Raw genomic sequence first — 23,604 nt, forward strand, 5'->3', positions numbered from 1 at the left:
AACTTATCTTACCCACTACACTTGCTTTAAGCCGGCTGTTACTCTTATTCCTCTATTTAGCCGACAGGGCGCCTCGCATGCAAAATGCACAGAAGGTCATTTCGACGTACCGCCGCAAGCGCATTCTGGTGTGCCTGGCCGTTGCATTTCTGACGCTTGCCGTCACCCTGACAATCCGATTTATTTCACAGCGTAGCCAAAATCAACAGCGCATCCAGACGGTGACCCGCAATATGGTGATCGCGATGGACAATATCCTGCAACCGCTGGCGGCAAAACACGCTACCCTGCTAAGTATGGTCGGCAAACCCTGTCAGGATGTACATCTTGAACTGCGTAAAACCGCAGCCACGCTACAGACCGTGCGCTCAATCATCCTTGTTCAGTCCGGGATGGCCTACTGCTCCAGCATTTTTGGCCCGCGCCATGTGGCCATTCATCAGCTACAGCCCACGCTGCCGACGGTAAAGCCGCTGCTGGCCTTTTCAACCGATAACTCGCTGCTCAAAGGCACGCCGGTACTGATCCAGTGGTATCCCTCCACCGTGAGCGGCGCCGACGGCGCGTTGTTAATTATCAATATCGAGCTGCTTGGCGAATTGATTCTCAAAGAAAAATCATCGCTCATAAGCGACATCAGCCTCACGGTCGGCAACAAGAGTTTTCTCAGCGATGTCGGCGTCGTCGAAAGTCATCAGTTGCCGGGTCTGCCGATAATTTACCGGCAAAGTTCCAGCCAGTTCCCCTTTACCATCAACATCAGCGGCCCGGGAGCCTCCGCGGTGGCCTTAGAAGAGCTGCCCGCTGAATTACCGCTGGCGCTGATGTTCAGCCTGTTGATGACCGGTATCGCCTGGCTGACGACCGCAGGACGAATGACTTTCTCGCGCGAAATAACCCTGGGTATCGCCGCCCACGAGTTCGAGGTATGGTGCCAGCCGCTGCAGGATTTACGTACTCAGGAATGTTGCGGCGTGGAAATTTTGCTGCGCTGGAACAATCCGCGCCGCGGAAATATCTCGCCGGATGTTTTTATCCCTATTGCTGAAGGCTACAACCTGATAGTCCCCCTCACCCGCTACGTCATCGCTGAAACCGCCCGTCGGCTGCATTATTTCCCGCAGGATGCCAATTTTCATATTGGTATTAACGTGGCGGCGCGTCATTTCAGCAACGGCGAGCTGCTGCGCGATCTGCACACCTATTGGTTCAGCGCTAATCCGGTACAGCAGTTGGTGGTCGAGCTGACTGAACGCGATGTCCTGCGTGAGGGCGATCATCACATGGCGGAGCACCTGCATTTTAAAGGCGTCCAGCTGGCCATTGATGACTTCGGCACCGGCAACAGTTCTTTGTCCTGGCTGGAAAAACTCCGCCCGGATGTACTGAAAATTGATAAATCTTATACCGGCGCCATTGGTATTGACGGCGTCAACGCGACGGTGACCGATATGATTATCGCCCTGGCGCACCGGCTCAAAATCGTCACCATTGCCGAAGGGGTGGAAACTCAGGAGCAAAAGATTTACATGCGCAGCCACGGCGTGGATTTACTACAGGGATATTATTATGCCCGCCCGTTACCGGTAGAGGATTTTCCGCGCTGGCTGGCGGAAGAGAAGCACCGTCTGGCGGCGACTGGGAGTAAAAAACAACCCGCCGGCCAGGTTTAGCCCGGCGGGTTCGGCATTACTCTTCTTCGTCGTTATCGTGGACGGTTTTAATAACCCGTACCAGATCGACGCGGTAATCATTCGCTTCAACGATGGTGAACTGCAGCGGCGGCAGTTCGACAACATCGCCTACCCGCGGGATATGACCGTTCGCGGAGATAACCAACCCGGCAACGGTCGCGATATCATCGTCTTCGTTGACCAGGTCGTCCAGCCCCAGCGCCTGCTGCAGCGCATGAAGGTCGGTTGAACCTTTGATTAGCCAACCTTCGCCATCCAGCACAATTTCCGGCGTTTCGTCGGCGTCCGGGAACTCACCAGCGATGGCTTCCAGGACGTCCAGCGGCGTCACCAGACCCTGCACCACGCCAAATTCGTTGGTGACGATGACAAAACTGCCGCGCGCCCGGCGCAGCACGCCCAGCAGATTGATCGGATCCAGCGTTTCCGGCACCACAATCGCCGGGGAAGCGGATGCCATCGCGGCAACGTTCTCGCCCGCTTCCAGCGCCACCAGCATCTCTTTGGCGCGTACAATACCGATGATTTCATCAAGTTCGCCGCGGCAAACCGGGAACATGCTGTGCGGAGACGAAAGCAGCTGGCGACGAATTTCGTCTTCGCTCTGCTCAGCATCCACCCAGCTAATTTCGCCTCGCGGAGTCATGATACTGCGCAATGAGCGCTGCGCCAGGGTCAGCACGCCGTTAATCATATAGCGCTCTTCTTCAGCAAACGCCCCTTCCGGCACCGGCACTGCCGCCGGGCTATCGCTATCGTGCGCGACAGCCGCCTGTTTGCGACCGCCCATCAAGCGCAGAATCGCATCAGCGGTACGCGCACGCAGCGGCAACGTCGACTGGTGGCGGATAAAGTTACGCCGCGCCACCTGGTTAAAGAATTCAATGGTAATCGAGAAGCCAATCGCCGCGTACAGGTAACCCTTCGGAATATGGAAGCCAAAGCCTTCTGCCACCAGACTCAGACCGATCATCAGCAGGAAGCTCAGACACAGCACGACAACCGTCGGATGTTGGTTCACGAAGCGGGTTAACGGCTTCGAGGCCAGCAGCATCAGGATCATCGCAATAACGACCGCAGCCATCATCACCGGCAAATGGTTCACCATGCCGACGGCGGTAATCACCGCATCAAGCGAGAAGACGGCATCCAGCACCACAATTTGTAGCACTACCACCCAGAAGCTGGCATAGCCTTTGCCGTGACCGGCATCATGCTGGCGGTTTTCCAGTCGTTCATGAAGTTCTGTCGTCGCCTTGAATAGCAGGAAGATACCGCCGACCAGCATGATCAGATCGCGCCCGGAGAACGAAAAATCGCCTATGCTTATCAAAGGCTTGGTCAACGTGACCATCCACGAGATAACCGAGAGCAGTCCCAGGCGCATAATCAGCGCCAGCGACAGGCCGATGATACGAGCCTTATCACGCTGTTTTGGCGGCAGTTTATCGGCAAGGATGGCGATAAAGACCAGGTTATCGATACCCAGAACAATTTCGAGGACTACCAACGTCAGCAGGCCAGCCCAGATGGTGGGATCCATTAAGAATTCCATGAGCGGCTCCCGTTAACGACAGCGGTAGTCATCGCGATGTCATGCACCGGCGAAACAATAGTTGCTGGTAAAAAAGCGTGTGTGGTTGAGGCGGCAGACGAGTGCCTGAGGGTGAAAAGACGTCGATGACGGTCCATACGGCGGGCTATGCCCTATACTCCTGAGTAATTAAACGGAAACTAAACATAGCAAAATATAGCGCAGAATTGGCAAAAATTTACCTGTCTTTGCAATAGCCAAGGCTATTTTTTGCGCTGCGAAATTATTGATTATTGAAGCGTAATTTACGGAGCTCCATCACATTAATTATTTTTTCACTATCTAAAATAATTCGCGGTAGTAATTAATTTAGATCTTACACCCTTACTGAATCGATTTTTCCACAAGAGTGATTCAGGATGTATCAGACCAGATGATGCATTCACCATAATAACGGAGGTAGCAAGTGACGATTGCTATTGTAATAGGCACACATGGTTGGGCTGCAGAACAACTGCTGAAAACCGCAGAAATGCTGTTGGGCGAGCAGGAAAACGTTGGCTGGATCGATTTCGTTCCCGGCGAAAATGCCGAAACGCTAATCGAAAAGTACAATGCACAGCTGGCAAAACTGGATACCACAAAAGGCGTGCTGTTCCTCGTCGATACGTGGGGCGGTAGTCCATTCAACGCGGCAAGCCGCATTGTTGTTGATAAAGAAAACTATGAAGTGATCGCTGGCGTCAACGTCCCGATGCTGGTTGAAACCTTCATGGCCCGCGATGACGATCCGTCGTTTGATGAGCTGGTGGCGCTGGCGGTGGAAACCGGTAGCGAAGGCGTGAAAGCGCTGAAAGCCAAACCGGTTGAAAAAGCGGCGCCGGTACAGGCCGCAGCGCCGAAAGCGGCGGCACCCGCTAAACCGATGGGGCCAAATGATTACATGGTGATTGGCCTGGCGCGTATCGATGACCGTCTTATCCACGGCCAGGTTGCGACCCGCTGGACCAAAGAGACCAACGTCACCCGCATTATCGTGGTCAGTGATGAAGTTGCCGCCGATACGGTGCGTAAAACGCTGCTGACCCAGGTGGCTCCTCCGGGCGTGACCGCTCACGTTGTTGATGTCGCGAAAATGATTCGCGTCTACAACAACCCGAAATACGCCGGCGAGCGCGTCATGCTGCTGTTCACTAACCCAACGGACGTTGAACGTATTGTTGAAGGCGGCGTGAAAATTACCAGCGTCAACATTGGCGGTATGGCTTTCCGTCAGGGTAAAACGCAGGTGAATAACGCGATTTCGGTCGATGAAACCGATATCGAAGCATTCAAAAAACTGAATGCCCGCGGTATTGAACTGGAAGCGCGCAAAGTTTCCACCGACCAGAAACTGAAAATGATGGATTTGATCGCCAAGGTGGATAAATAACCCGGCGCTCGTGAGCCAATTTTCACTTTAAGACTTTATCAACAGGAGAAGTACAATGGAGATTACCCTTCTTCAGATTGTGCTGGTGTTCATCGTCGCGTGTATTGCGGGTATGGAGTCGGTACTTGATGAATTTCAGTTCCACCGTCCTCTGGTCGCCTGTACGTTAATCGGCGCCGTTCTCGGTGACATGAAAACCGGTATCATCATCGGCGGTACGCTGGAAATGATCGCCCTCGGCTGGATGAACATCGGTGCGGCGGTTGCGCCTGATGCCGCGCTAGCATCCATTATTTCTACCGTACTGGTTATCGCTGGCCACCAAAGCATTGGCGCCGGTATCGCGCTGGCTATCCCGCTGGCGGCGGCAGGCCAGGTTCTGACCATTATCGTTCGTACCATCACCGTTGCCTTCCAGCACGCGGCGGATAAAGCCGCTGAAAACGGTAACCTGACGGCCATCTCCTGGCTGCACGTTTCCTCGCTGTTCCTGCAGGCGATGCGTATCGCCATCCCGGCGGTTATCGTAGCCATCTCTGTCGGCACCAGCGAAGTTCAGGGTCTGCTGAACGCCATTCCGGAAGTGGTGACTGGCGGTCTGAATATCGCAGGCGGCATGATCGTCGTCGTCGGTTACGCGATGGTCATCAACATGATGCGCGCGGGCTACCTGATGCCGTTCTTCTATCTCGGTTTCGTCACCGCGGCCTTCACCAATTTCAACCTGGTTGCGCTGGGTGTGATTGGTGCCGTCATGGCCATTCTCTACATTCAGCTGAGCCCGAAATATAACCGCGTAGCGGGTGCCCCGGCTCAGGCGGCTGGTAACAACGATCTCGATAACGAACTGGACTAACAGGTGAGCGAAATGGTTGATATGACTAAAAATACCACCGAGAAAAAACTCACTCAGAGTGATATTCGTGGCGTGTTCATTCGTTCTAACCTGTTCCAGGGTTCATGGAACTTCGAACGTATGCAGGCGCTGGGCTTCTGCTTCTCTATGGTTCCGGCAATCCGTCGCCTGTACCCGGAGAACAACGATGCGCGTAAGCAGGCTATTAAGCGTCACCTTGAGTTCTTCAACACCCATCCATACGTCGCGGCGCCGGTACTCGGCGTAACGCTGGCGATGGAAGAACAGCGTGCTAACGGCGCGGAAATCGACGATGGCGCAATCAACGGTATCAAAGTCGGTTTGATGGGGCCGCTGGCAGGCGTCGGCGACCCGATCTTCTGGGGTACCGTGCGTCCGGTATTCGCCGCGCTCGGCGCCGGTATCGCGATGAGCGGTAGCCTGCTTGGTCCGCTACTGTTCTTCATCCTGTTCAATGCCGTGCGTCTGCTGACCCGCTACTACGGCGTAGCATACGGCTATCGGAAAGGCGTGGACATCGTTAAGGATATGGGCGGCGGCTTCCTGCAGAAACTGACCGAGGGGGCATCAATCCTCGGCCTGTTTGTCATGGGGGCCCTGGTTAACAAATGGACGCATGTCAATATTCCCCTGGTGGTTTCCACGATCACTGGTCAGGATGGCCAGACTCGTGTGACCACCGTGCAGACCATCCTTGACCAGCTGATGCCGGGACTGGTGCCGCTGCTGCTGACCTTCGCTTGTATGTGGCTGCTGCGTAAGAAAGTCAACCCGCTGTGGATCATCGTTGGCTTCTTCGTCATCGGTATCGCCGGCTATGCGGTCGGCCTGCTGGGTCAATAATCGTCACGTAGTAGGCCGGGGGCAGTTTTGTCCCCGGCTTTTTTTTTAGCGTAAAAACGTGTACCTGTACGCAGGTCCACGCTGCCTGGAGGATCAATGGCAATCACGGAGCTGGTGCTCATTCTGTTTATCGTCGCCCTGGTGGCTTTCGCTATCTACGACCAATTCATCATGCCGCGCCGCAATGGCCCCACCCTGCTGTCAATCCCCCTGCTGCGTCGTGGACGCGTCGACGGGATGATTTTCGTCGGCCTGACGGTGATTCTCATCTACAACAATATTGCCAGCCACGGCGAAATAATCACCACCTGGTTATTATCTGCGCTGGCATTAATGGGGTTATATCTGTTCTGGATCCGTACGCCGCGAATTCTGTTCAAAAAGAGCGGTTTTTTCTTTGCCAACGTGTGGATTGAATATCCGCGCATTAAAGCAATGAATTTGTCGGAAGACGGCGTACTGGTGATGCAATTAGAGCAGCGGCGCCTGCTTATCCGCGTACGAAATATCGACGATCTGGAAAAAATATACAAACTACTCGTTACCAGTCAATGAGTTAAAGATATAGCCTGCGCTATATTTCCGCCATTCATCGCTGTCGGAATATATAGCCATGGCTATATTTACTCCCCTCACCCCGTTATATTATTTAACCAATCCTTCACTTAATATTTTAAATGAAAATCGTTATCATTTATTGTTGCTAATATTATTTTTCTGTGATTGTTTTATCTTCTAAAAATATGTTAAGGTTGCGCCCGTCGTTGGGGAGTAGCCGATTTTCCGCAAGTGGAAAATGTACGTGTCAACATACTCGTTGCAAAACGTGGCACGTACGGGTTGAGCGGTCGTTCAATCAGGCGAGACCATAGATACATCACTGCTGTACGTTATGCTCAAGCTCCGCGTATATTTACTGGGGGCAGCGATGTGTCATATGGATATTCCCCGGTCAGGACACGCTCATGAATATTTCTGCTACTATCCTTCTTGCCTTTGGTATGTCGATGGACGCGTTTGCCGCTTCTATCGGTAAAGGCGCCACCCTGCATAAACCTAAGTTCTCCGAAGCGCTACGCACCGGTCTTATATTCGGCGCGATCGAAACCCTGACGCCGCTGGTCGGCTGGGGCCTGGGCATGTTGGCCAGCCAGTTTGTGCTGGAGTGGAACCACTGGATCGCGTTCGTGCTGCTGGTGTTTCTCGGCGGGCGTATGGTCATTGAAGGTTTTCGCGGCGGCGATGACGATGAATGTGAAGCGCCGCGTCGCCACGGCTTCTGGCTGCTGGTGACCACCGCATTCGCTACCAGTCTTGACGCGATGGCCGTTGGCGTGGGGCTTGCTTTCCTGCAGGTCAATATTATCGCCACCGCGCTGGCTATCGGCTGCGCCACCTTTACCATGTCAACGCTGGGAATTATGGTTGGCCGCTTTATCGGCCCGCTGCTCGGCAAACGGGCCGAAATTCTTGGCGGTATCGTGCTAATCGGTATCGGCGCGCAGATTCTGTGGGGCCATTTCGCGCCGTAGCCCTTACCCCTCGCGCTGCCAGCAGTGAATCATGAAATCGGTCTGGCAGCCAAAGATTTCCTGCTGGCGTAACGACTCCCTGACTTCCGGTTTCGCTCGCCATGCAAACGGCGTCATCTGTAGTAATGCTTCCGCCTGCGCGCCGCTCAACTGCATCGGATAAGCTAACTGCTGCTCATGACGCAGCGTAAAGCCCGGCATCGCTTCCCGGTTCTGTTCATGCAGACGAACTTCATCGTAGATTAGCCCTTTCAGTTCCATCAGATGGCGCGGCCCAGGGGTGGCGGTAATCACCCAACCGCCTGCCTTTACTACACGCGCCAGTTCATCGGCGTTACAGGGCGCATAAATACGCACGACGGCATCCAGAGATTGATCGGCAAAAGGCAACCGTTGGCTGGAAGCCACGCAGAATTCGACCTGTGGGTAACGTTTAGCGGCGGCGCGGATCGCCGATTTTGAGACATCGAGGCCGAAACTGCGTGCGGCAATGGCGGCGAAAGCATGCGTGTAGTATCCCTCTCCGCAGCCGATATCCAGCAGCTCGCCCGGCGCGAAAGCCCGCAGATAGCTGCAAATCGCCTCACGCAGCGGCTGATAATATCCGCCATCGAGGAAGGCGCGGCGCGCCTGCATCATCTCAGCGCTATCGCCCGGATCGCGTGAACGTTTGAACTGCACCGGCAGTAAATTGACATACCCTTCCTTTGCCAGATCGAACTGGTGCCGCTGCGGGCAAATATAGCTATTTGCGCTGCGGCTAAGCGGCGCGTGGCATAGTGGGCAGGTGTAAGACATGATAACTCCGGTGGCGCTGAAAGGGCGAAAGTGTAGCGCTATTCGCCCTCGCAGACCACTGTTACAACGCGGGAGGCAGATCCTCGCGGTTATGCATGACGATAAGATTCTCAGAGCCTTGCGGCATACCGTCGGGCATCACGTTTTCCAGACGCAGTACGTCGCCCATAATCTGACTGAATACCGGGGCAGATACCGCCCCGCCGTAGTATTTGCCGTTACTGGGATCGTTTATCACCACCACCAAGGCATACTTCGGCTGACTGGCCGGCGCCACGCCGGCGGTATAGGCGACGTATTTATCGATGTATTTACCGTCAGGGCCAATTTTCTTCGCCGTACCCGTTTTTACCGCGATACGATAATCACGTACCGCCGCTTTTGTCCCGCCGCCCCCCGGTAACGCCACGCTCTCCATCATATGTTCAACCTCATGGACGATCTCTTGCGGCATAACTCGCGTCCCGATAACCGGCGGATCGATACGGGTTATCGACAGCGGGCGCTCAATACCGTAACCGCCGATCGTCGCATAGACATGCGCCAGCTGTAGCGGCGTAACCATCAGTCCATAGCCAAAGGCGAAGGTGGCACGATCCAGCTCGCCCCAATAGCGACGATGCGGCATCAGCCCGGAGCTTTCACCGGTCAAGCCAAGCCCGGTCGGGTCGCCAAAGCCAAAGGCCTTGTAAGTATCAATAAGATGCTGCACCGGCATCGCCAGCGAGAGGTGCGAAACCCCGGTATCGCTCGACTTTTGCAGAATACCGGTGAGCGTCAGCTCGGGATAATAACCCACGTCGCGAATGCGATGGCCATCAAGCGTAAAGGGATGGGTATCGACTACGCTATCCGGCTGCACAATCCCCTGCTGCAGCGCGGTCATAATCACCAGCGGTTTAACCGTTGAACCCGGCTCAAAGGTATCGCTGATAGCGCGATTTCGAAAATCATCGAGCTGGGCGCTGTCGCGGTTATTAGGGTTAAAATCCGGGTAGCTGGCCATCGACAGGATTTCGCCAGTATCAATCTTGATCAACACCGCCGCGCCTGATTCCGCCTTGTTCCAACGCACGGCATTATCCAGCGCATCCTCCGTGACCGTTTGCAGGCGCTCGTCAATACTAAGCTGCAGATTATGCGCCGGAACGGCGGCCTGCTCGGTGATATTCTCGATCACATGGCCGTGACGGTCTTTACGCACCAGCCGGCGCCCGGGCGTTCCCATTAGCTGTTTGTTAAAGCTTTTCTCAACCCCTTCGATGCCCTGATTATCTACATTGGTAAAGCCCAGCAGGTTCGCCGCGACGTGCCCGGCGGGATAGAAACGGCGGGACTCATCGCGCAAATAAACGCCCGGCAGGTGCAATTTATCGATCCAGTCGGCCTGTTCCGGATTCACCTGGCGCGCCAGATAAAGAAAGCGAGCATGCGGATGCGACTGCACCCGATGAGAGAGTTCAATAAGATCGATATGCAACGCTTCCGCCATTGCCTGCCAGCGCGGACCATAGCCGACACCGCCCTTTTCCAGCATGGTCTGCGGATCTATCCAGATAGCGCTTACCGGCACGCTCACCGCCAGCGGGCGTCCTTCACGATCGCTAATAGTTCCGCGCATCACGGCGATGGGTTCTTCACGCAGCGAACGCATATCCTCTTGTTTAACCAGATTATCCGGAGAGACGATTTGCAGCCAACCTACCCTCGCCAGCAGAAATCCAAGACATCCCAAAATCGCCACACACAGCAACCCAAAACGGATAGGGAGAAAATTTGTGACCGACTTACTTTTATTCTTTTGCACCGTAGCTCCAGCATTATTTTGCAACCACCTGATTTAACAGAAAATTGGCAAAACAGACTGCTAAACAGTGCTAATAAGGGTGATGTTTTGCAACAAAGCGCGTCGGAGGGGAAAAATTGGAAATACTTTGCAACAGATGCTAAAAAGCCCCGCTATAGCGAGGCTTTCTTACAAGATGAGTGGTCTTGAATCAGATAGCAGTTACGTTAACTGCAGCCGGACCTTTCTGGCCGTCCTGAATTTCGAACTCAACGTTCTGGCCTTCAGCCAGAGTTTTGAAGCCGTTACCCTGGATTGCAGAGAAGTGTACGAACACGTCTTTGCTGCCATCAGCCGGAGTAATGAAGCCAAAACCTTTAGACTCGTTGAACCACTTAACTTGACCTTTAATCTTTGCCATTTGCAAAATTCCTTAAACTGTTTTCTTCACCCGCAGGTGCTTACATAGATAAAACTGACACATAACTGCATGAGGCACTAATATAAGGTTCGGCAGAGAAGCGGTATTCAACGACAACGTGTTTACTCAGGACTTCTTTACTGAAAATGCCACACATAAACAGAACTGTACCTCGTTTAACCCGAAACGTGTTATCACACACAACGTAAATAATGGCAAGCCATTTTTAAACGTGTCACGATCGTTCGCACAAATTATCAGGAAATCATTTGATCGCCTGCACATTTATGCGTCTTTGCCGCGCCTGGCTTATCTTTGCATTGTCACAAAACAAACAATAACGTATGCCTGATAAATGCAACTTTTTTACCATAGCTCAACAACTTCTGTTCGTCCAGGTACGTACGTATACGAACTGCCATATTTAAGGGGGCGTTGCGGCGTAATGTGCATAATGATGCGCAAATGAGTCTGAAGAACAAGAGGAAATCGCCTTAACTGTCTCTGTCATAGTGTTAATTAAAACGCTAACTCATGACGACACAAATATTCGCTAAAATAGACGTTAATAATGAAACATTAATGACAAAGTATTGCCATCAGGCAATAGAAACGTTTCGTTATTACTTTTTTTGATTAGCTCAAAAGATTATTCAATATGTGAAATAGAGCGTAGGTGTTTAATCTATTAAACGGAAACGGTTTGGCGTGGAATAAGAGATTACATAAGAATAAGTTATAGCAAAATTTTATGACACTCACAGGCGCGCACAGGATGTGCACACCTGTTCATCAACTTAACGTTCAGCAACGAGACGAATGAAATCGTCGTCGTTTTTCTCCTTCTCAGCCGCTGAAGGTTCAACAACCTCTTCTTTCTCCGGCTCATTGGCTTCACAGAGACGGCGCAGCAGCGCGTTCTGCCGCTTTTGTTGATCAAGCAGCGACTGCAGCAGTTCAATTTGCTCATTGCTACGTGAACTGGCACGATTCACAAAGAACCACAGCAGCAGCCCTACAAGCAGCAGTACAACGGAAAGCGCCAGAGACGCCAGACTTACAATCCCAGGATTCAGTAACTCACTCATTTCACCACCTCAAAGAGAAGGCGTTCATTCTACCACCCACGCGGCAGAAGAAAATCCGTCGGCACAAAAATGTCTTACCAGGGGATGAACTTGTTAATAGCGCAAATACCGCTGAAAAATTGTACATCCTGATCGCACATTACGTTAAGCATCTGAGTCCACAGCAGTAAACAACCCGCTATGACAACGATCAGCAAAACCCAGCGTAATTTTTTCACTCCACTCTCCGTACCATAATCAGATGTGGCCAGGATAACATGGCCTTCTTAAACCGCGGCTAACTGTAATACGAAAGGCGAGTTTAGGAATCATAGACTTGTATCAAATAATGTTCATGCCAGAATAAACGTCAGGATCATACAAATAACGAGGCAACAATGCGATTGATCATTCGCTCTATTGTCATACTAGCAATCGTCTGGATTGGCGTATTATTAAGCGGTTATGGCGTGTTAATTGGCAGCAATCAGAATGCTGGCGGGTTGGGACTACAGTGCAAATACCTGACGGCTCAAGGCATCACCACCGCACAATATGTTCACTCTGATAGCGGTATTATCGGTATTACCAACTGCCCGATTCTGCGTAAAAGCGTCAAGGTTATCGATCAGGGTTAAAACAACTGGAGCTACAGCATCGCGCTGTAGCTCTCTCTGACTATCAGAACGGATAATTGTTAAAACCCATCTGCTCGGAAATCTTACGCGCGGCGGCATGCAGCATCGCCACATACTCGTGCAAACGTTCTTCAGAGAAGCGTAGCGTCGGGAAGGAAATACTCAAGCCGGCAATTACCACGCCGAAGCGGTCGAAGACCGGCACCGCAATACAGCGTAATCCTTCTTCCTGCTCCTCATTGTCTTCGCCATAGCCCTGTTCGCGCACCCGGTCCAGCACTTTCAATAGCTCGCTGGTATCAGTAATGGTGCGCTCGGTGCTACGTTTGTACTCCACTCCTTCCATGATTTGCTCGACTTCCGCCCGGTCGCGCCACGCCAGCAGCACTTTGCCAATGGCGGTGCTATACAGCGGATTACGTCGGCCGATACGCGAATACATCCGCAGGTTATACATGGAATCAATTTTGTGGATATAAACGATGCTGTCTTCATCCAGCGCGCCGAGGTGAATCGTCTCTTTGGTCAGGCGAGAAATTTCACGCATCTGGATATCCGCGCTGCGGATCAGGTCAACGTTCTGCAACGCCCGCGCGCCAAGCTCGAATAACTTCAACGTTAAAGAATATTTCTCAGACTCGCCTTCCTGTGCAACATAGCCCAGTGACTTCATCGTCTGTAAAAAACGATACACCGTGCTTTTAGACATCATCACACGCTGTGACAATTCGGTGATACCAATCTCACGCTCTTCGCCCAAAGCCTGCAGGATGCCAAAAACTTTTAATACTGAAGAGACAGAATCTGGCTGTTTATCCATATCAGCAGCTGCCATTGTTCACCTCATCGTAACTGTTTTATAAAATTCAGAACTGTTTTTTATTATAAATTCACATTATGACCGTCGCAATCGTTGTTCTGCGAGTTGGTTACAAATCTGCGACTTATGGTTGAATAATCAATGCTAAAATCATTAATCAGAAAATAGTTTCCTCTAAGACTTAAACTTCACATGGATAAAAAAATTTTGGATGGCCTGCCGGTACCGCAGCGCTACGGCGCCATTCTGACGATTGTGTTAGGCCTGACAATGGCCGTACTCGACGGCGCTATCGCCAACGTCGCCCTACCGACGATTGCCACCGACCTTAATGCCTCGCCGGCATCGTCAATCTGGATAGTCAACGCCTACCAAATAGCCATCGTCATCGCCCTGCTACCACTATCGTTTCTTGGCGATATGGTTGGCTATCGGCGCATCTATAAAATCGGTCTGGTGGTATTCACTATCACCTCGCTGATTTGCGCACTCTCCCGAAGCCTTGAAATGTTGACGCTGGCGCGAGTGGCTCAAGGTTTAGGCGGCGCGGCGCTGATGAGCGTCAACACGGCGCTGATTCGCCTTATCTATCCGAAGAGACAACTAGGGCGCGGAATGGGCATCAACTCTTTCGTCGTTGCCGTCTCCTCCGCCGCGGGGCCAACCATTGCCGCCGCTATTCTTTCGCTTGCTTCCTGGCAATGGCTGTTTTTAATCAACGTACCGCTGGGGATTATTTCTATCTTCCTCGCCATGCGTTTTTTGCCACCCAACAGCACTGCCAGCAAAATTACCCGTTTCGATCTGCCGAGCGCGATAATGAACGCCCTCACCTTCGGGCTGCTCATCACGGCGCTCGGCGGCTTTGCCCAGGGGCAATCCGGTTATCTGGTGCTCGCGGAAGTCATCGCCATGCTGATTATCGGCTTCTTCTTTGTGCGCCGGCAGTTACGCATGCCGGTACCACTGTTACCGGTTGATTTACTGCGAATTCCGATCTTTTCGCTCTCTATCTGTACCTCGATCTGTTCTTTTTGCGCTCAGATGCTGGCGATGGTCTCCCTGCCTTTTTTCCTGCAAACCGTTATCGGACGCAGTGAAGTAGAGACGGGGCTGCTGTTAACGCCGTGGCCATTGGCGACCATGGTGATGGCCCCTCTGGCGGGTTACTTGATAGAGAAAGTTCATGCCGGGCTACTGGGGGCAATGGGGCTGCTGATCATGGCCTGTGGCCTGTTTGGTCTTGCGCTATTACCCTCTTCCCCTTCCGATCTCGATATTATCTGGCGGATGGCGCTGTGCGGCGCAGGCTTCGGGCTGTTCCAGTCACCAAACAACCATACCATTGTCTCCTCCGCGCCAGGCCATCGCAGCGGCGGCGCCAGCGGCATGTTGGGGACCGCACGGTTACTGGGACAAAGTAGCGGCGCCGCGCTGGTCGCCCTGCTGTTTAACCTGGCAGGCGATAGCGGCACCCACACCGCGCTTCTGCTGGCCGGCTCCCTGGCGGTCATTGCCGCCGCCATCAGCGGGCTACGCGTAACTCAACCGCGCGCCGCCTGATAGCGCGCGGCCAAAAAAAATCCGCAGCCCGAAAGCTGCGGATTTTTATTTTCAGCGTTTGTACGCCAGATTATTTCAGATATTCTCCGCTACGCAGCGCTTCAATGCGTTTGTCCAACGGCGGATGGGTCATGAACAGTTCGCTCATCGACTTCGCTTTACCGTTGATACAGAACGCCATCATGCTGCTGGCTTCCTGCGGTTCATAGCTGGTTTTCAAGCGCTGCAAGGCAGCAATCATTTTCTCACGACCGACCAATTTGGCGGAACCAGCATCGGCGTGGAATTCACGGTAGCGCGAGAACCACATGGTAATGATGCTGGCGAGAATACCGAACACCAGTTCCAGTACGGTTGCGACCGCAAAGTAGATAAGCGGGTTACCATTGCTGCTTTCGCCTTCATCTTCACGATTACCGCCGAGGAAACCAGCCGCAATCTGCGCGATAACGCGGGAGATAAAGATAACGAAGGTGTTCACTACCCCCTGAATCAGCGTCATGGTGACCATGTCGCCATTGGCAATATGGCTGATTTCGTGAGCGATAACGGCTTCCGCTTCGTCACGGCTCATATTCTGCAGCAAGCCGGTGCTCACGGCGACCAGAGAAGCGTCGCGGCGCGCGCCGGTGGCGAAGGCGTTAATGTCCGGGGCGTGATAAATCGCCACCTGCGGCATGCCGATGCCCGCCTGCTGCGCCTGCTGCGCGACGGTACTCATCAGCCAACGTTCAGTTTCGTTACGCGGCTGTTCGATAACTTCCCCACCAACCGACTTCAGCGCCATCCATTTCGACATCAGCAGCGAAACGATCGAGCCGCCGAAACCAAACAGCAGCGCCATGATCAGCAGGCCGGTCATGCTGCTCGACTGGATCCCCGTCAGGCTAAGCACCAGGCCAAACACCACCATGACTGCCAGGTTAGTCAGCAGGAAAAGCGCGATTCGCATCATAATATTCTTTTTACCTCGATTTAACAAAACGCACTATGCGATACCCATATCGTATGGGTCAGATGCTAATTTTCAACTATCAGGCCCTGCTAAGTCACGAGAAAGACACAACTTTACATTTTGTAGCATATCGCTGACACCCTATGAGAGTGTTGACAATTTTGTTGAATAAAGTCGAAGGACAGATGAAGAGAGAAAAAGAAACGGGCACAATCACTTGTGCCCGTTGAGGAGTTATTTGCTTACCGGCGGCTCTACCGGAGGCTGAGCTTTTTCCTGTTGCGCCAGGTCAATCGCAATATGCACGGTCTCATCAAGATATGGATCCGGTTCCTGATAATCCTTCGGCAGATCGTCAATCTTTTTGAGCAGCGGCTTGCCTTCGCGTTTCAGGCGATCGTTCACCCGCGCCAGACGAATTGCATCATCTTCTTCATTCTCTTTCTCACGCTGTGCGTAGTTCAGAGAAACGATATTGCGCTTGTCTTTCATGGCGTTAAAGCGCGCAATATCCTTAATGATGTACTGGAATTCCGGATCTTTCGCGATACGGTCTTCATGGCGCTTAAGCAGTTCTGGTTCGAACGGTTTCATTTCGCCCGACTTCACGTAGGTCGCCGGATCGATACTATCCCACGGCAGCGCGTTATCTTCATACTGCTCGCCGGTATCGCGATCTTCTTTACCGGTTGGCATCATGATGTCCGGAGTAACACCTTTACGCTGAGTGCTGCCGCCGTTAATGCGGTAGAACTTCTGGATGGTGTACTGCACGGAACCTAACGCCGGCCATTCCGGGCGCAGCATTTGATCGTAGATACGATTTAGCGAACGATACTGCTGAACGGTACCTTTACCAAAGGTCTGCTCGCCGACGATCAGCGCACGGCCATAGTCCTGCATCGCGGCGGCAAAAATTTCCGATGCCGAGGCGCTGAAGCGATCGACTAAGACCACCAGCGGGCCTTTATAGTAAACCACACCGTCGGTATCGCTATCTTCGCGGACCTTACCGTTGTTATCACGCACCTGCACCACCGGGCCGGATGGGATAAACAGACCGGAGAGCGAAACCGCCTCCGTCAGCGCCCCACCGCCGTTACTGCGCAGATCGATGACGATACTGCTGACATTCTGTTTTTCCAGCTTCTGCAGTTGCACTTTGACATCATCAGTCAGACCAACGTAGAACCCCGGGATATCCAGCACGCCGACTTTTTCTTTACCGACGGTTTTAACCGACATCTTAACCGCGCGGTCCTCAAGACGAATACGCTCGCGGGTCAGAGTAACAATACGGGTTTTTGCCCCTTTGCCAGCCGGCAGAACTTCCAGGCGAACTTTGCTGCCCTTCGGTCCTTTGATCAGCGCGACAACATCGTCCAGCCGCCAGCCGATAACATCAACCATGCTCTTACCCGGCTGACCGACGCCGACGATGCGGTCGCCAACGCTAATCGCTTTGCTCTTCGCCGCCGGACCGCCGGCAACCAGTGAATTGATCACCGTGTAGTCGTCGTCCATCTGCAGCACCGCGCCAATACCTTCCAGAGACAGGCTCATTTCAGTATTGAACTGTTCGGTGTTACGCGGGGAGAGATAGTTGGTATGCGGGTCGATTTCGCGCGCGAAAGCGGTCATCGCCAGCGAGAAGACGTCTTCGCTGTTGGTTTGGGCCAGGCGACGAATCGCAAACTTATAACGCCGGGTCAGGGTTTCACGAATTTCTTTATCGTCTTTACCCGCCAGCTTCAGGCTCAGTTCATCGAACTTCACCTTGGCGTCCCAAAGCGCGTTAAGCTCGGCTTCATCCTTCGGCCACGGCGCTTTGCTGCGATCGAGGTTGAAGTTGTCGTTGCCGGTAAAATTCATCGGACGATCCAGTACCTTTAAAGCGTACTGGTAACGCTCAAAGCGACGTTTCTGCGCGAGGTTATACAGGTCGTAGAAAACGTCCAGTTTACCGCTGCGCAGTTCGTCGCCGATTTTATTTTTTTGCGCCGCATACTGAGAAACATCGCTGGCCAGCAGCACGTTATGGCTGTAATCCAGCAGATTCAGATAGCGGTCAAAAATCTTTGCCGAAAAGGCGTTGTCGAGATCAAACTGCCGATAATGGGAACGGGTAAAGCGCGAGGTAACGCGCTCACTCACCGTCGCGTGCTGCGGCTCTTCTTTCAGCACGGGAATTTGATCGACTCGGGTGATATCGTCCACGGCGAAGGCATGGCCTGCTATTGCTAGCAGGCCCGCAAGCGCGGTGAGCTTAAAAAGTTTGTTCATGCCTGGCCCGGCCTCCGTTTCAGAACACCAGGTGTTCTGCGCGTACAATCATTGACATACCAGAAGTCAGCTGTACACGAACGCCATCTTTGGTGATTTCCACAACGGTGGCGTCCATTGCGTTGTTGCCTGCTTTCACCTTCAGAGCCTGACCGACGCTTAATACAGAGACGTCAGACACCGGGGTAAGGCGTTGCTCTTCACGCGGTGCTTTGGCAGCTGCAGGACGCGGCTTACGCTGTTCACTACCTTCTTTACGGCGAGCCTGCGGCTGAGGACGCGGTTTACGCTCGCGACGTACCCCTTCTTCCTGCTGGCCTGCCGCGGCAGCGGCTTCGCGCTTCTTAGCCTGCTGGCTGGCGCGCTGCGCCTGAACGCGAGCTTTGGCTTCTTCGAGCTGCTGACGGGCGTGAGCAACGTGTTGCTCTTCCAGTTCGCCGCACGGGTTGCCGTCGAGATCGACGCGAATCGCTCCCGCTTTCACGCCATACAGATAACGCCAGCTCGAAGTATAAAGACGTAAGGCAGCGCGCAGTTGGGTTTTGCTGAGATTCATCTCTCCGCCAACTCGCTCTACAAGATCCTGAAAAATACCGATTTTCAGGGGGCGCGCTTCGCCTTCAGCGCTGAAACACTGAGGAAAACGTTCGGCCAGAAACGCGATTACTTCTTTACTGCTATTCAACTTAGGTTGATTTTCCATGAAATTTCCTGATTACAACGGACGTAGCCAACAAGCCGCAGGCATGAACAGGCGTCATTATAATGACGTCATCGCTAAATGCTACGTTATCCGTTGATTATCCTGCGACGTGGGCAAAGATTTTTTGATAATCGGTCGCCGCAATCAGCGTTTCAAGGCGCGAGACCAGCTCTGCAAGCCCCTGTTCGTCTTCTGCGGTGAAGCGGGAATACGCCGTGCTATCGATATCCAGTACGCCAATAATCTGATTGTTTACCTGCAACGGAAAGACGATTTCCGAATTGCTGGCGGCGTCACAGGCAATATGGCCGTCAAACGCATGGACATCTTCCACGCGCTGGACGCGGTTCTGCGCCACGGCGGAACCACAAACGCCGCGACCGACCGGAATACGTACACAGGCCAGCTTACCCTGGAACGGCCCCAGCACCAGCGTGTCGCCTTCCAGGAGATAAAACCCGGCCCAGTTGACCTCTTCCAGCCGTTCAAACAACAACGCGCTGGTATTTGAGATCATTGCCAAAAAACTGGTTTCGCCTGCCATAAGCGCCTGAAAATCGCGGTTCAGATCCGCGTAGAATTCTGTTTTGTTCATTTTTTAATCACTTAGTTGTCTTACTATCTCATCTGCAGATGCCTACTAAAATAAGCATTAAATGCCTTCGGGCTCAAGATGAATTCATTCCTGGGTTAATATAGTGGGATACATTCATTCCCGAACGTAATAAATGCTGATAAAAACACCCTCAATCACGCCGACGAAGAAGATTACCGTTCATTCGGTCAGTTCGCCAACGCCGCATGCGCACTATCAGCGCTGTACGCAGTGCGACATGCTGTTCCGCATACCGGTTGTGAAAAGAAATCAATGCGCCTGGTGCCCGCGGTGCAACGCGAAGGTCCGTGACGGCCGCGATTGGTCCCTCTCCCGGCTCGCCAGTATGGCGTTTACGATGATGTTGCTGATGCCGTTCGCCTGGAGCGAGCCGCTGCTGCGTTTGCATCTGCTCGGCGTGCGTATTGACGCCAACGTTTTGCAGGGGATCTGGCAGATGACCAACCAGGGCGATCCCATTACCGCCGCGATGGTGCTCTTCTGCGCGGTGGTTGCGCCCGTTCTGCTGGTAGTTTCCATTGCCTACCTTTGGCTTGGTAACGTGCTGGGGATGAACCTGCGGCCGGTGCTGCTGATGCTCGGCAAACTGAAAGAGTGGGTGATGCTGGACATTTATCTGGTCGGTATCGGCGTCGCCTCCATAAAAGTCCAGGACTATGCCTTCCTGCAGCCCGGCATCGGCTTGATCGCCTTTATCGCACTGACCCTACTCAGCATCCTGACGCTCATTCACATGAACGTGGAAGAGTTGTGGGAGCGTTTTTATCCCGAACGCCCGGCCATGCGCTACGACACCAATCTTCAGGTTTGCACCGGCTGTCACTATACCGGTTATCGCGACTCCCGCGGCCGCTGCCGCCGGTGCCATACCTCGCTGCATCATCGCCGGCCGCAAAGCCTACAGCGTAGCTGGGCGGCCCTGATTGCGTCGCTGGTTTTCCTGCTGCCGGCCAACCTGCTACCGATTTCGATAATCTACGTCAATGGCGCGCGCCAGGAAGATACGATTCTTTCGGGGATCATTTCACTCGCCAACAGCAACATCGCAATCGCCGGCGTAGTGTTCATCGCCAGTATTTTGGTACCATTCACCAAAGTTATAGTGTTATTTACCCTGCTGGTCAGCATACAATTCAAGTGCGAACAGGGGCTACGTACGCGTATCCTGCTGCTGCGGCTGATTACCTGGATCGGCCGCTGGTCGATGTTGGATCTGTTTGTTATCTCATTAACCATGTCGTTGATAAACCGCGATCAGCTCCTGGCTTTTACCATGGGGCCGGCGGCGGTGTATTTCGGCGGCGCGGTAATTTTAACTATCCTTGCAGTTGAATGGCTGGACAGCCGCTTACTTTGGGACGCTCATGAGTCAGGAAACGCCCGCTTCGCCGACTGAAGCCAAAATAAAAACCAAACGCCGTATCTCGCCATTCTGGTTGTTGCCGGTCATCGCGCTGATGATTGCCGGATGGCTTATCTGGACCAGCTTTGAAGGCCGGGGAACGACGATTACCATCGATTTCCAGTCCGCAAACGGGATTGTTCCGGGGCGTACGCCTATCCGCTATCAAGGGGTAGAGGTTGGTACGGTACAGGATATCTCTTTGAGTAAGGACCTCAGCAAGATCGAAGTTTCCGCCAGCGTGAAGAGTGATATGAAAGACGCGCTGCGCAAAGACACCCAGTTCTGGCTGGTGACGCCAAAGGCTTCATTGGCCGGCGTTTCCGGGCTGGATGCGCTGGTCGGCGGTAACTATATCGGCATGATGCCAGGTAAAGGCGAACCGGAAGATCACTTCGTCGCCCTGGATACTCAGCCAAAATATCGCATCAACAACGGCGAACTGATGATTCATCTGCAGGCGCCAGATCTCGGTTCGCTGAACAGCGGCTCGCTGGTCTATTTCCGTAAAATTCCGGTTGGCCGGGTGTATGACTACACGCTCAACGCCAACAATCAGGGGGTGACGATTGATGTATTAATCGAGCGTCGCTTCACCAATCTTGTTAAAAAAGGCAGTCGGTTCTGGAACGTCTCCGGGATTAAAGCCGACGTCAGCCTGAGCGGCGCCAAAGTCCAGTTGGAAAACCTCTCCGCGTTAGTTAACGGCGCCATTGCCTTTGACTCGCCTGACGACTCCAAAGCGGCGGCGCAAAACGACGAATACAACCTCTATGAGGATCTGGCGCACAGCCAGCGCGGGGTGCTGGTGACGTTGGAGCTACCCGACGGCGATGGGTTGAAGGCGGGCTCTACGCCGCTGATGTACCAGGGGCTGGAAGTAGGTCAGTTAACCAAACTCAATCTCAATCCCGGCGGTAAAGTTACCGGTGAGATGACCGTCGACCCGAGCGTGGTCACCCTGCTTCGGGATAAGACGCTGATTCAAATGAAGAAGCCGAAAATCTCGCTGGATAACCCAAGCGTTAGCGCTCTACTCACCGGCAACACCTTCGAGCTGGTCCCTGGTGACGGCGAACCGCGAAATCACTTTATGGTTATGGCAGCCGATAAAGCGCTACTGGAAGAGCCCAACGTCGCCACCGTGACGCTATCGGCGCCGGAAAGCTATGGCATTTCTGCCGGCCAGCCGCTGATGCTACACGGCGTTAAGGTCGGCCAGGTGCTGGAACGCAAGCTCACCGCAGAGGGTGTCACTTTCCAGGTCGCCATTTCGCCGGAGTATCGCAATCTGGTACGCGGCGATAGCAAATTTGTCGTCAACAGCCGCCTTGATGTGAAAGTTGGGCTGGATGGCGTGCAGGTACTTGGCGCCAGCGCCAGCGAATGGGTTGATGGCGGGATCCGCATCATCCCCGGTGAAAAAGGGGAAATGCACAACAGCTATCCGCTGTATGCCAACCTGGAAAAAGCGCAGGAAAATAGCCTCAGTGAAATCCCGACCACCACGCTGAGTCTTTCCGCGGAAACGCTGCCCGATGTGCAGGCAGGCTCGGTAGTGTTGTATCGCAAATTCGCCGTCGGCGAGATCATCTCGGTGAAACCGCGCAGCAACGCTTTCGATATCGATCTGCATATCAAACCGGAATATCGCCATTTGTTGACCAATAACAGCGTTTTCTGGGCGGAAGGCGGCGCGAAGGTAAAACTCGACGGTAATGGGCTAACCGTGCAGGCGTCGCCGCTGGCTCGCGCGCTGAAAGGCGCCATCAGCTTTGATAACCTCAACGGCAGCAGCGCCAACGCGCGCTTGAACAATAAGCGTATCTTGTACGCCTCCGAAACCGCCGCCCGCGCGGTGGGCGGCCAGATTACGCTGCACGCTTTCGATGCGGGTAAAATGGCGGCGGGCATGCCGATTCGCTATCTCGGTATCGACATCGGCCAGATCCAGTCGCTGGAGTTGATTACGGCAAAAAATGAAGTTCAGGCGAAAGCGGTGCTTTATCCGGAATATGTCGGCACCTTTGCCCGTGCCGGTACCCGCTTCTCGGTGATTACGCCGCAGATCTCTGCCGCCGGCGTTGAACATCTGGACACGATCTTCCAGTCGTATATCAATGTTGAACCTGGCCGTGGTTCGCCGCGCCGCGACTTCGAGATTCAGGACACCACCATCACCGATTCGCGCTACATCGACGGCCTGAGCATTATCGTCGAAGTGCCGGAAGCCGGTTCGCTCGATATTGGTACGCCGGTGCTGTTCCGCGGCCTGGAAGTGGGTACCGTGACCGGGCTGACGCTGGGCTCGATGTCCGACCGCGTTATGGTTAAGCTGCGTATCAGTAAGCGTTATCAGTACTTAGTGCGCAATAACTCGGTGTTCTGGCTGGCTTCCGGCTATAGCCTCGACTTCGGTCTGATTGGCGGAGTGGTGAAAACAGGTACCTTCAACCAGTTTATCCGCGGCGGTATCGCCTTTGCCACCCCGCCGGGAACGCCGCTGGCGCCGAAAGCGCAGGATGGCAAACACTTCTTGCTGCTGGAAAGCGAGCCAAAAGAGTGGCGCGATTGGGGAACGGCGCTGCCTAATTAATTCTCTCCAATGCCTGAACGCCCCGGTGTCCCGCTCCGGGGCGT

At 53.5% G+C, this 23,604-nt stretch carries 20 protein-coding genes, 2 pseudogenes and 1 riboswitch; of the genes and pseudogenes, 10 read left to right on the forward strand and 12 right to left on the reverse strand.

All coding sequences use genetic code 11. From position 1 onward, the window contains the following. Positions 1-77 precede the first annotated feature (77 nt). A complete protein-coding gene (locus tag PGR29_RS04660; RefSeq protein ID WP_308958432.1) occupies positions 78-1,673 on the forward strand; it encodes an EAL domain-containing protein in 1,596 nt (531 codons plus the stop codon). A 16-nt stretch (positions 1,674-1,689) separates the two neighbouring features. On the opposite strand, the gene yoaE is transcribed toward PGR29_RS04660, so the two are convergent. After that, positions 1,690-3,249, reverse strand: coding sequence for a CNNM family cation transport protein YoaE (yoaE, locus tag PGR29_RS04665; RefSeq protein WP_316424140.1), 1,560 nt, complete (start codon positions 3,247-3,249; stop codon positions 1,690-1,692). 445 nt (positions 3,250-3,694) lie between these two features. Here yoaE and manX point away from each other — a divergent pair, with 445 nt between their 5' ends. The 5 genes from manX to mntP all read left to right on the forward strand — a co-directional run bounded on the left by manX (position 3,695) and on the right by mntP (position 7,912). After that, on the forward strand, positions 3,695-4,660 hold the full coding sequence (gene manX / locus PGR29_RS04670) for a PTS mannose transporter subunit IIAB (RefSeq protein WP_087860567.1): 966 nt from the start codon (positions 3,695-3,697) through the stop codon (positions 4,658-4,660). 55 nt (positions 4,661-4,715) lie between these two features. Further along, positions 4,716-5,516 carry a PTS mannose/fructose/sorbose transporter subunit IIC gene (locus tag PGR29_RS04675; protein ID WP_015366039.1) on the forward strand — a complete coding sequence of 267 codons (801 nt, stop codon included), beginning with the start codon at positions 4,716-4,718 and terminating at the stop codon, positions 5,514-5,516. Between the two features lie 12 nt (positions 5,517-5,528). After that, positions 5,529-6,380 carry a PTS mannose transporter subunit IID gene (locus tag PGR29_RS04680; RefSeq protein WP_015366038.1) on the forward strand — a complete coding sequence of 284 codons (852 nt, stop codon included), beginning with the start codon at positions 5,529-5,531 and terminating at the stop codon, positions 6,378-6,380. Between the two features lie 96 nt (positions 6,381-6,476). After that, the gene (locus PGR29_RS04685) at positions 6,477-6,935 is read left to right on the forward strand and encodes a DUF986 family protein (RefSeq protein ID WP_316424142.1); all 459 of its coding nucleotides are present in this window, start codon (positions 6,477-6,479) and stop codon (positions 6,933-6,935) included. Between the two features lie 199 nt (positions 6,936-7,134). Then, positions 7,135-7,284: riboswitch (yybP-ykoY riboswitch) on the forward strand. Positions 7,285-7,345: 61 nt separating this feature from the next. Next, positions 7,346-7,912, forward strand: coding sequence for a manganese efflux pump MntP (mntP, locus tag PGR29_RS04690; protein WP_015366036.1), 567 nt, complete (start codon positions 7,346-7,348; stop codon positions 7,910-7,912). Between the two features lie 3 nt (positions 7,913-7,915). On the opposite strand, the gene rlmA is transcribed toward mntP, so the two are convergent. The 6 genes and pseudogenes from rlmA to mgrB form a co-directional block, all read right to left on the reverse strand. Next, a complete protein-coding gene (gene rlmA, locus PGR29_RS04695; protein WP_213316884.1) occupies positions 7,916-8,710 on the reverse strand; it encodes a 23S rRNA (guanine(745)-N(1))-methyltransferase in 795 nt (264 codons plus the stop codon). Between the two features lie 61 nt (positions 8,711-8,771). After that, entirely contained in the window at positions 8,772-10,517 is a 1,746-nt protein-coding gene (gene ftsI, locus PGR29_RS04700) for a peptidoglycan glycosyltransferase FtsI (RefSeq protein ID WP_213316883.1), read from the reverse strand. A gap of 190 nt (positions 10,518-10,707) precedes the next feature. Then, on the reverse strand, positions 10,708-10,917 hold the full coding sequence (gene cspE, locus PGR29_RS04705; protein ID WP_001062678.1) for a transcription antiterminator/RNA stability regulator CspE: 210 nt from the start codon (positions 10,915-10,917) through the stop codon (positions 10,708-10,710). Positions 10,918-10,929: 12 nt separating this feature from the next. Next, positions 10,930-11,074, reverse strand: a pseudogene (locus PGR29_RS04710) (DUF2627 domain-containing protein). Between the two features lie 640 nt (positions 11,075-11,714). After that, positions 11,715-12,005, reverse strand: a complete 291-nt coding sequence (locus PGR29_RS04715) for a YebO family protein (RefSeq protein WP_087860564.1) — start codon at positions 12,003-12,005, stop codon at positions 11,715-11,717. 74 nt (positions 12,006-12,079) lie between these two features. Next, a complete protein-coding gene (gene mgrB / locus PGR29_RS04720) occupies positions 12,080-12,223 on the reverse strand; it encodes a PhoP/PhoQ regulator MgrB (RefSeq protein WP_015366032.1) in 144 nt (47 codons plus the stop codon). 159 nt (positions 12,224-12,382) lie between these two features. Here mgrB and PGR29_RS04725 point away from each other — a divergent pair, with 159 nt between their 5' ends. Continuing rightward, positions 12,383-12,622, forward strand: a complete 240-nt coding sequence (locus PGR29_RS04725; protein WP_015705933.1) for a YobH family protein — start codon at positions 12,383-12,385, stop codon at positions 12,620-12,622. 43 nt (positions 12,623-12,665) lie between these two features. Here PGR29_RS04725 and kdgR read toward each other — a convergent pair whose 3' ends face one another. Then, positions 12,666-13,457, reverse strand: coding sequence for a DNA-binding transcriptional regulator KdgR (kdgR, locus tag PGR29_RS04730; RefSeq protein ID WP_316424143.1), 792 nt, complete (start codon positions 13,455-13,457; stop codon positions 12,666-12,668). 177 nt (positions 13,458-13,634) lie between these two features. Between kdgR and PGR29_RS04735 the strand changes: the two genes are divergently transcribed. Beyond that, a complete protein-coding gene (locus PGR29_RS04735; protein ID WP_087860561.1) occupies positions 13,635-15,005 on the forward strand; it encodes an MFS transporter in 1,371 nt (456 codons plus the stop codon). 70 nt (positions 15,006-15,075) lie between these two features. On the opposite strand, the gene htpX is transcribed toward PGR29_RS04735, so the two are convergent. The 4 genes and pseudogenes from htpX to PGR29_RS04755 all read right to left on the reverse strand — a co-directional run bounded on the left by htpX (position 15,076) and on the right by PGR29_RS04755 (position 19,541). Then, a complete protein-coding gene (htpX, locus tag PGR29_RS04740; RefSeq protein WP_087860560.1) occupies positions 15,076-15,960 on the reverse strand; it encodes a protease HtpX in 885 nt (294 codons plus the stop codon). Positions 15,961-16,194: 234 nt separating this feature from the next. Further along, a complete protein-coding gene (gene prc, locus PGR29_RS04745; protein ID WP_316424144.1) occupies positions 16,195-18,243 on the reverse strand; it encodes a carboxy terminal-processing peptidase in 2,049 nt (682 codons plus the stop codon). Between the two features lie 19 nt (positions 18,244-18,262). Beyond that, on the reverse strand, positions 18,263-18,946 hold the full coding sequence (proQ, locus tag PGR29_RS04750) for an RNA chaperone ProQ (RefSeq protein WP_316424145.1): 684 nt from the start codon (positions 18,944-18,946) through the stop codon (positions 18,263-18,265). Positions 18,947-19,027: 81 nt separating this feature from the next. Further along, a pseudogene (locus tag PGR29_RS04755) lies at positions 19,028-19,541 on the reverse strand (GAF domain-containing protein). A gap of 133 nt (positions 19,542-19,674) precedes the next feature. Here PGR29_RS04755 and yebS point away from each other — a divergent pair. Next, positions 19,675-20,958: a membrane integrity lipid transport subunit YebS gene (gene yebS / locus PGR29_RS04760; RefSeq protein WP_015705937.1), complete on the forward strand. Its 1,284-nt coding sequence runs from the start codon at positions 19,675-19,677 to the stop codon at positions 20,956-20,958. After that, the gene (locus tag PGR29_RS04765; RefSeq protein ID WP_213794545.1) at positions 20,927-23,560 is read left to right on the forward strand and encodes a PqiB family protein; all 2,634 of its coding nucleotides are present in this window, start codon (positions 20,927-20,929) and stop codon (positions 23,558-23,560) included. Before yebS ends, PGR29_RS04765 begins: the two co-directional genes overlap by 32 nt. Positions 23,561-23,604 lie beyond the last annotated feature (44 nt).

The organism is Klebsiella sp. 141203 (genome assembly GCF_032601985.1).
Classification (GTDB): Bacteria; Pseudomonadota; Gammaproteobacteria; order Enterobacterales; family Enterobacteriaceae; genus Klebsiella; species Klebsiella aerogenes.

What these genes read in the sequence shown, in the direction of transcription:
- PGR29_RS04660 (WP_308958432.1), top strand. Translation starts at nt 78, where the DNA reads ATGCAAAATGCACAGAAGGTCATTTCGACGTACCGCCGCAAGCGCATT.
- yoaE (WP_316424140.1), bottom strand. Translation starts at nt 3,249, where the DNA reads ATGGAATTCTTAATGGATCCCACCATCTGGGCTGGCCTGCTGACGTTG.
- PGR29_RS04675 (WP_015366039.1), top strand. Translation starts at nt 4,716, where the DNA reads ATGGAGATTACCCTTCTTCAGATTGTGCTGGTGTTCATCGTCGCGTGT.
- PGR29_RS04680 (WP_015366038.1), top strand. Translation starts at nt 5,529, where the DNA reads ATGGTTGATATGACTAAAAATACCACCGAGAAAAAACTCACTCAGAGT.
- PGR29_RS04685 (WP_316424142.1), top strand. Translation starts at nt 6,477, where the DNA reads ATGGCAATCACGGAGCTGGTGCTCATTCTGTTTATCGTCGCCCTGGTG.
- mntP (WP_015366036.1), top strand. Translation starts at nt 7,346, where the DNA reads ATGAATATTTCTGCTACTATCCTTCTTGCCTTTGGTATGTCGATGGAC.
- rlmA (WP_213316884.1), bottom strand. Translation starts at nt 8,710, where the DNA reads ATGTCTTACACCTGCCCACTATGCCACGCGCCGCTTAGCCGCAGCGCA.
- cspE (WP_001062678.1), bottom strand. Translation starts at nt 10,917, where the DNA reads ATGGCAAAGATTAAAGGTCAAGTTAAGTGGTTCAACGAGTCTAAAGGT.
- PGR29_RS04715 (WP_087860564.1), bottom strand. Translation starts at nt 12,005, where the DNA reads ATGAGTGAGTTACTGAATCCTGGGATTGTAAGTCTGGCGTCTCTGGCG.
- PGR29_RS04725 (WP_015705933.1), top strand. Translation starts at nt 12,383, where the DNA reads ATGCGATTGATCATTCGCTCTATTGTCATACTAGCAATCGTCTGGATT.
- kdgR (WP_316424143.1), bottom strand. Translation starts at nt 13,457, where the DNA reads ATGGCAGCTGCTGATATGGATAAACAGCCAGATTCTGTCTCTTCAGTA.
- PGR29_RS04735 (WP_087860561.1), top strand. Translation starts at nt 13,635, where the DNA reads ATGGATAAAAAAATTTTGGATGGCCTGCCGGTACCGCAGCGCTACGGC.
- htpX (WP_087860560.1), bottom strand. Translation starts at nt 15,960, where the DNA reads ATGATGCGAATCGCGCTTTTCCTGCTGACTAACCTGGCAGTCATGGTG.
- prc (WP_316424144.1), bottom strand. Translation starts at nt 18,243, where the DNA reads ATGAACAAACTTTTTAAGCTCACCGCGCTTGCGGGCCTGCTAGCAATA.
- proQ (WP_316424145.1), bottom strand. Translation starts at nt 18,946, where the DNA reads ATGGAAAATCAACCTAAGTTGAATAGCAGTAAAGAAGTAATCGCGTTT.
- yebS (WP_015705937.1), top strand. Translation starts at nt 19,675, where the DNA reads ATGCTGATAAAAACACCCTCAATCACGCCGACGAAGAAGATTACCGTT.
- PGR29_RS04765 (WP_213794545.1), top strand. Translation starts at nt 20,927, where the DNA reads ATGAGTCAGGAAACGCCCGCTTCGCCGACTGAAGCCAAAATAAAAACC.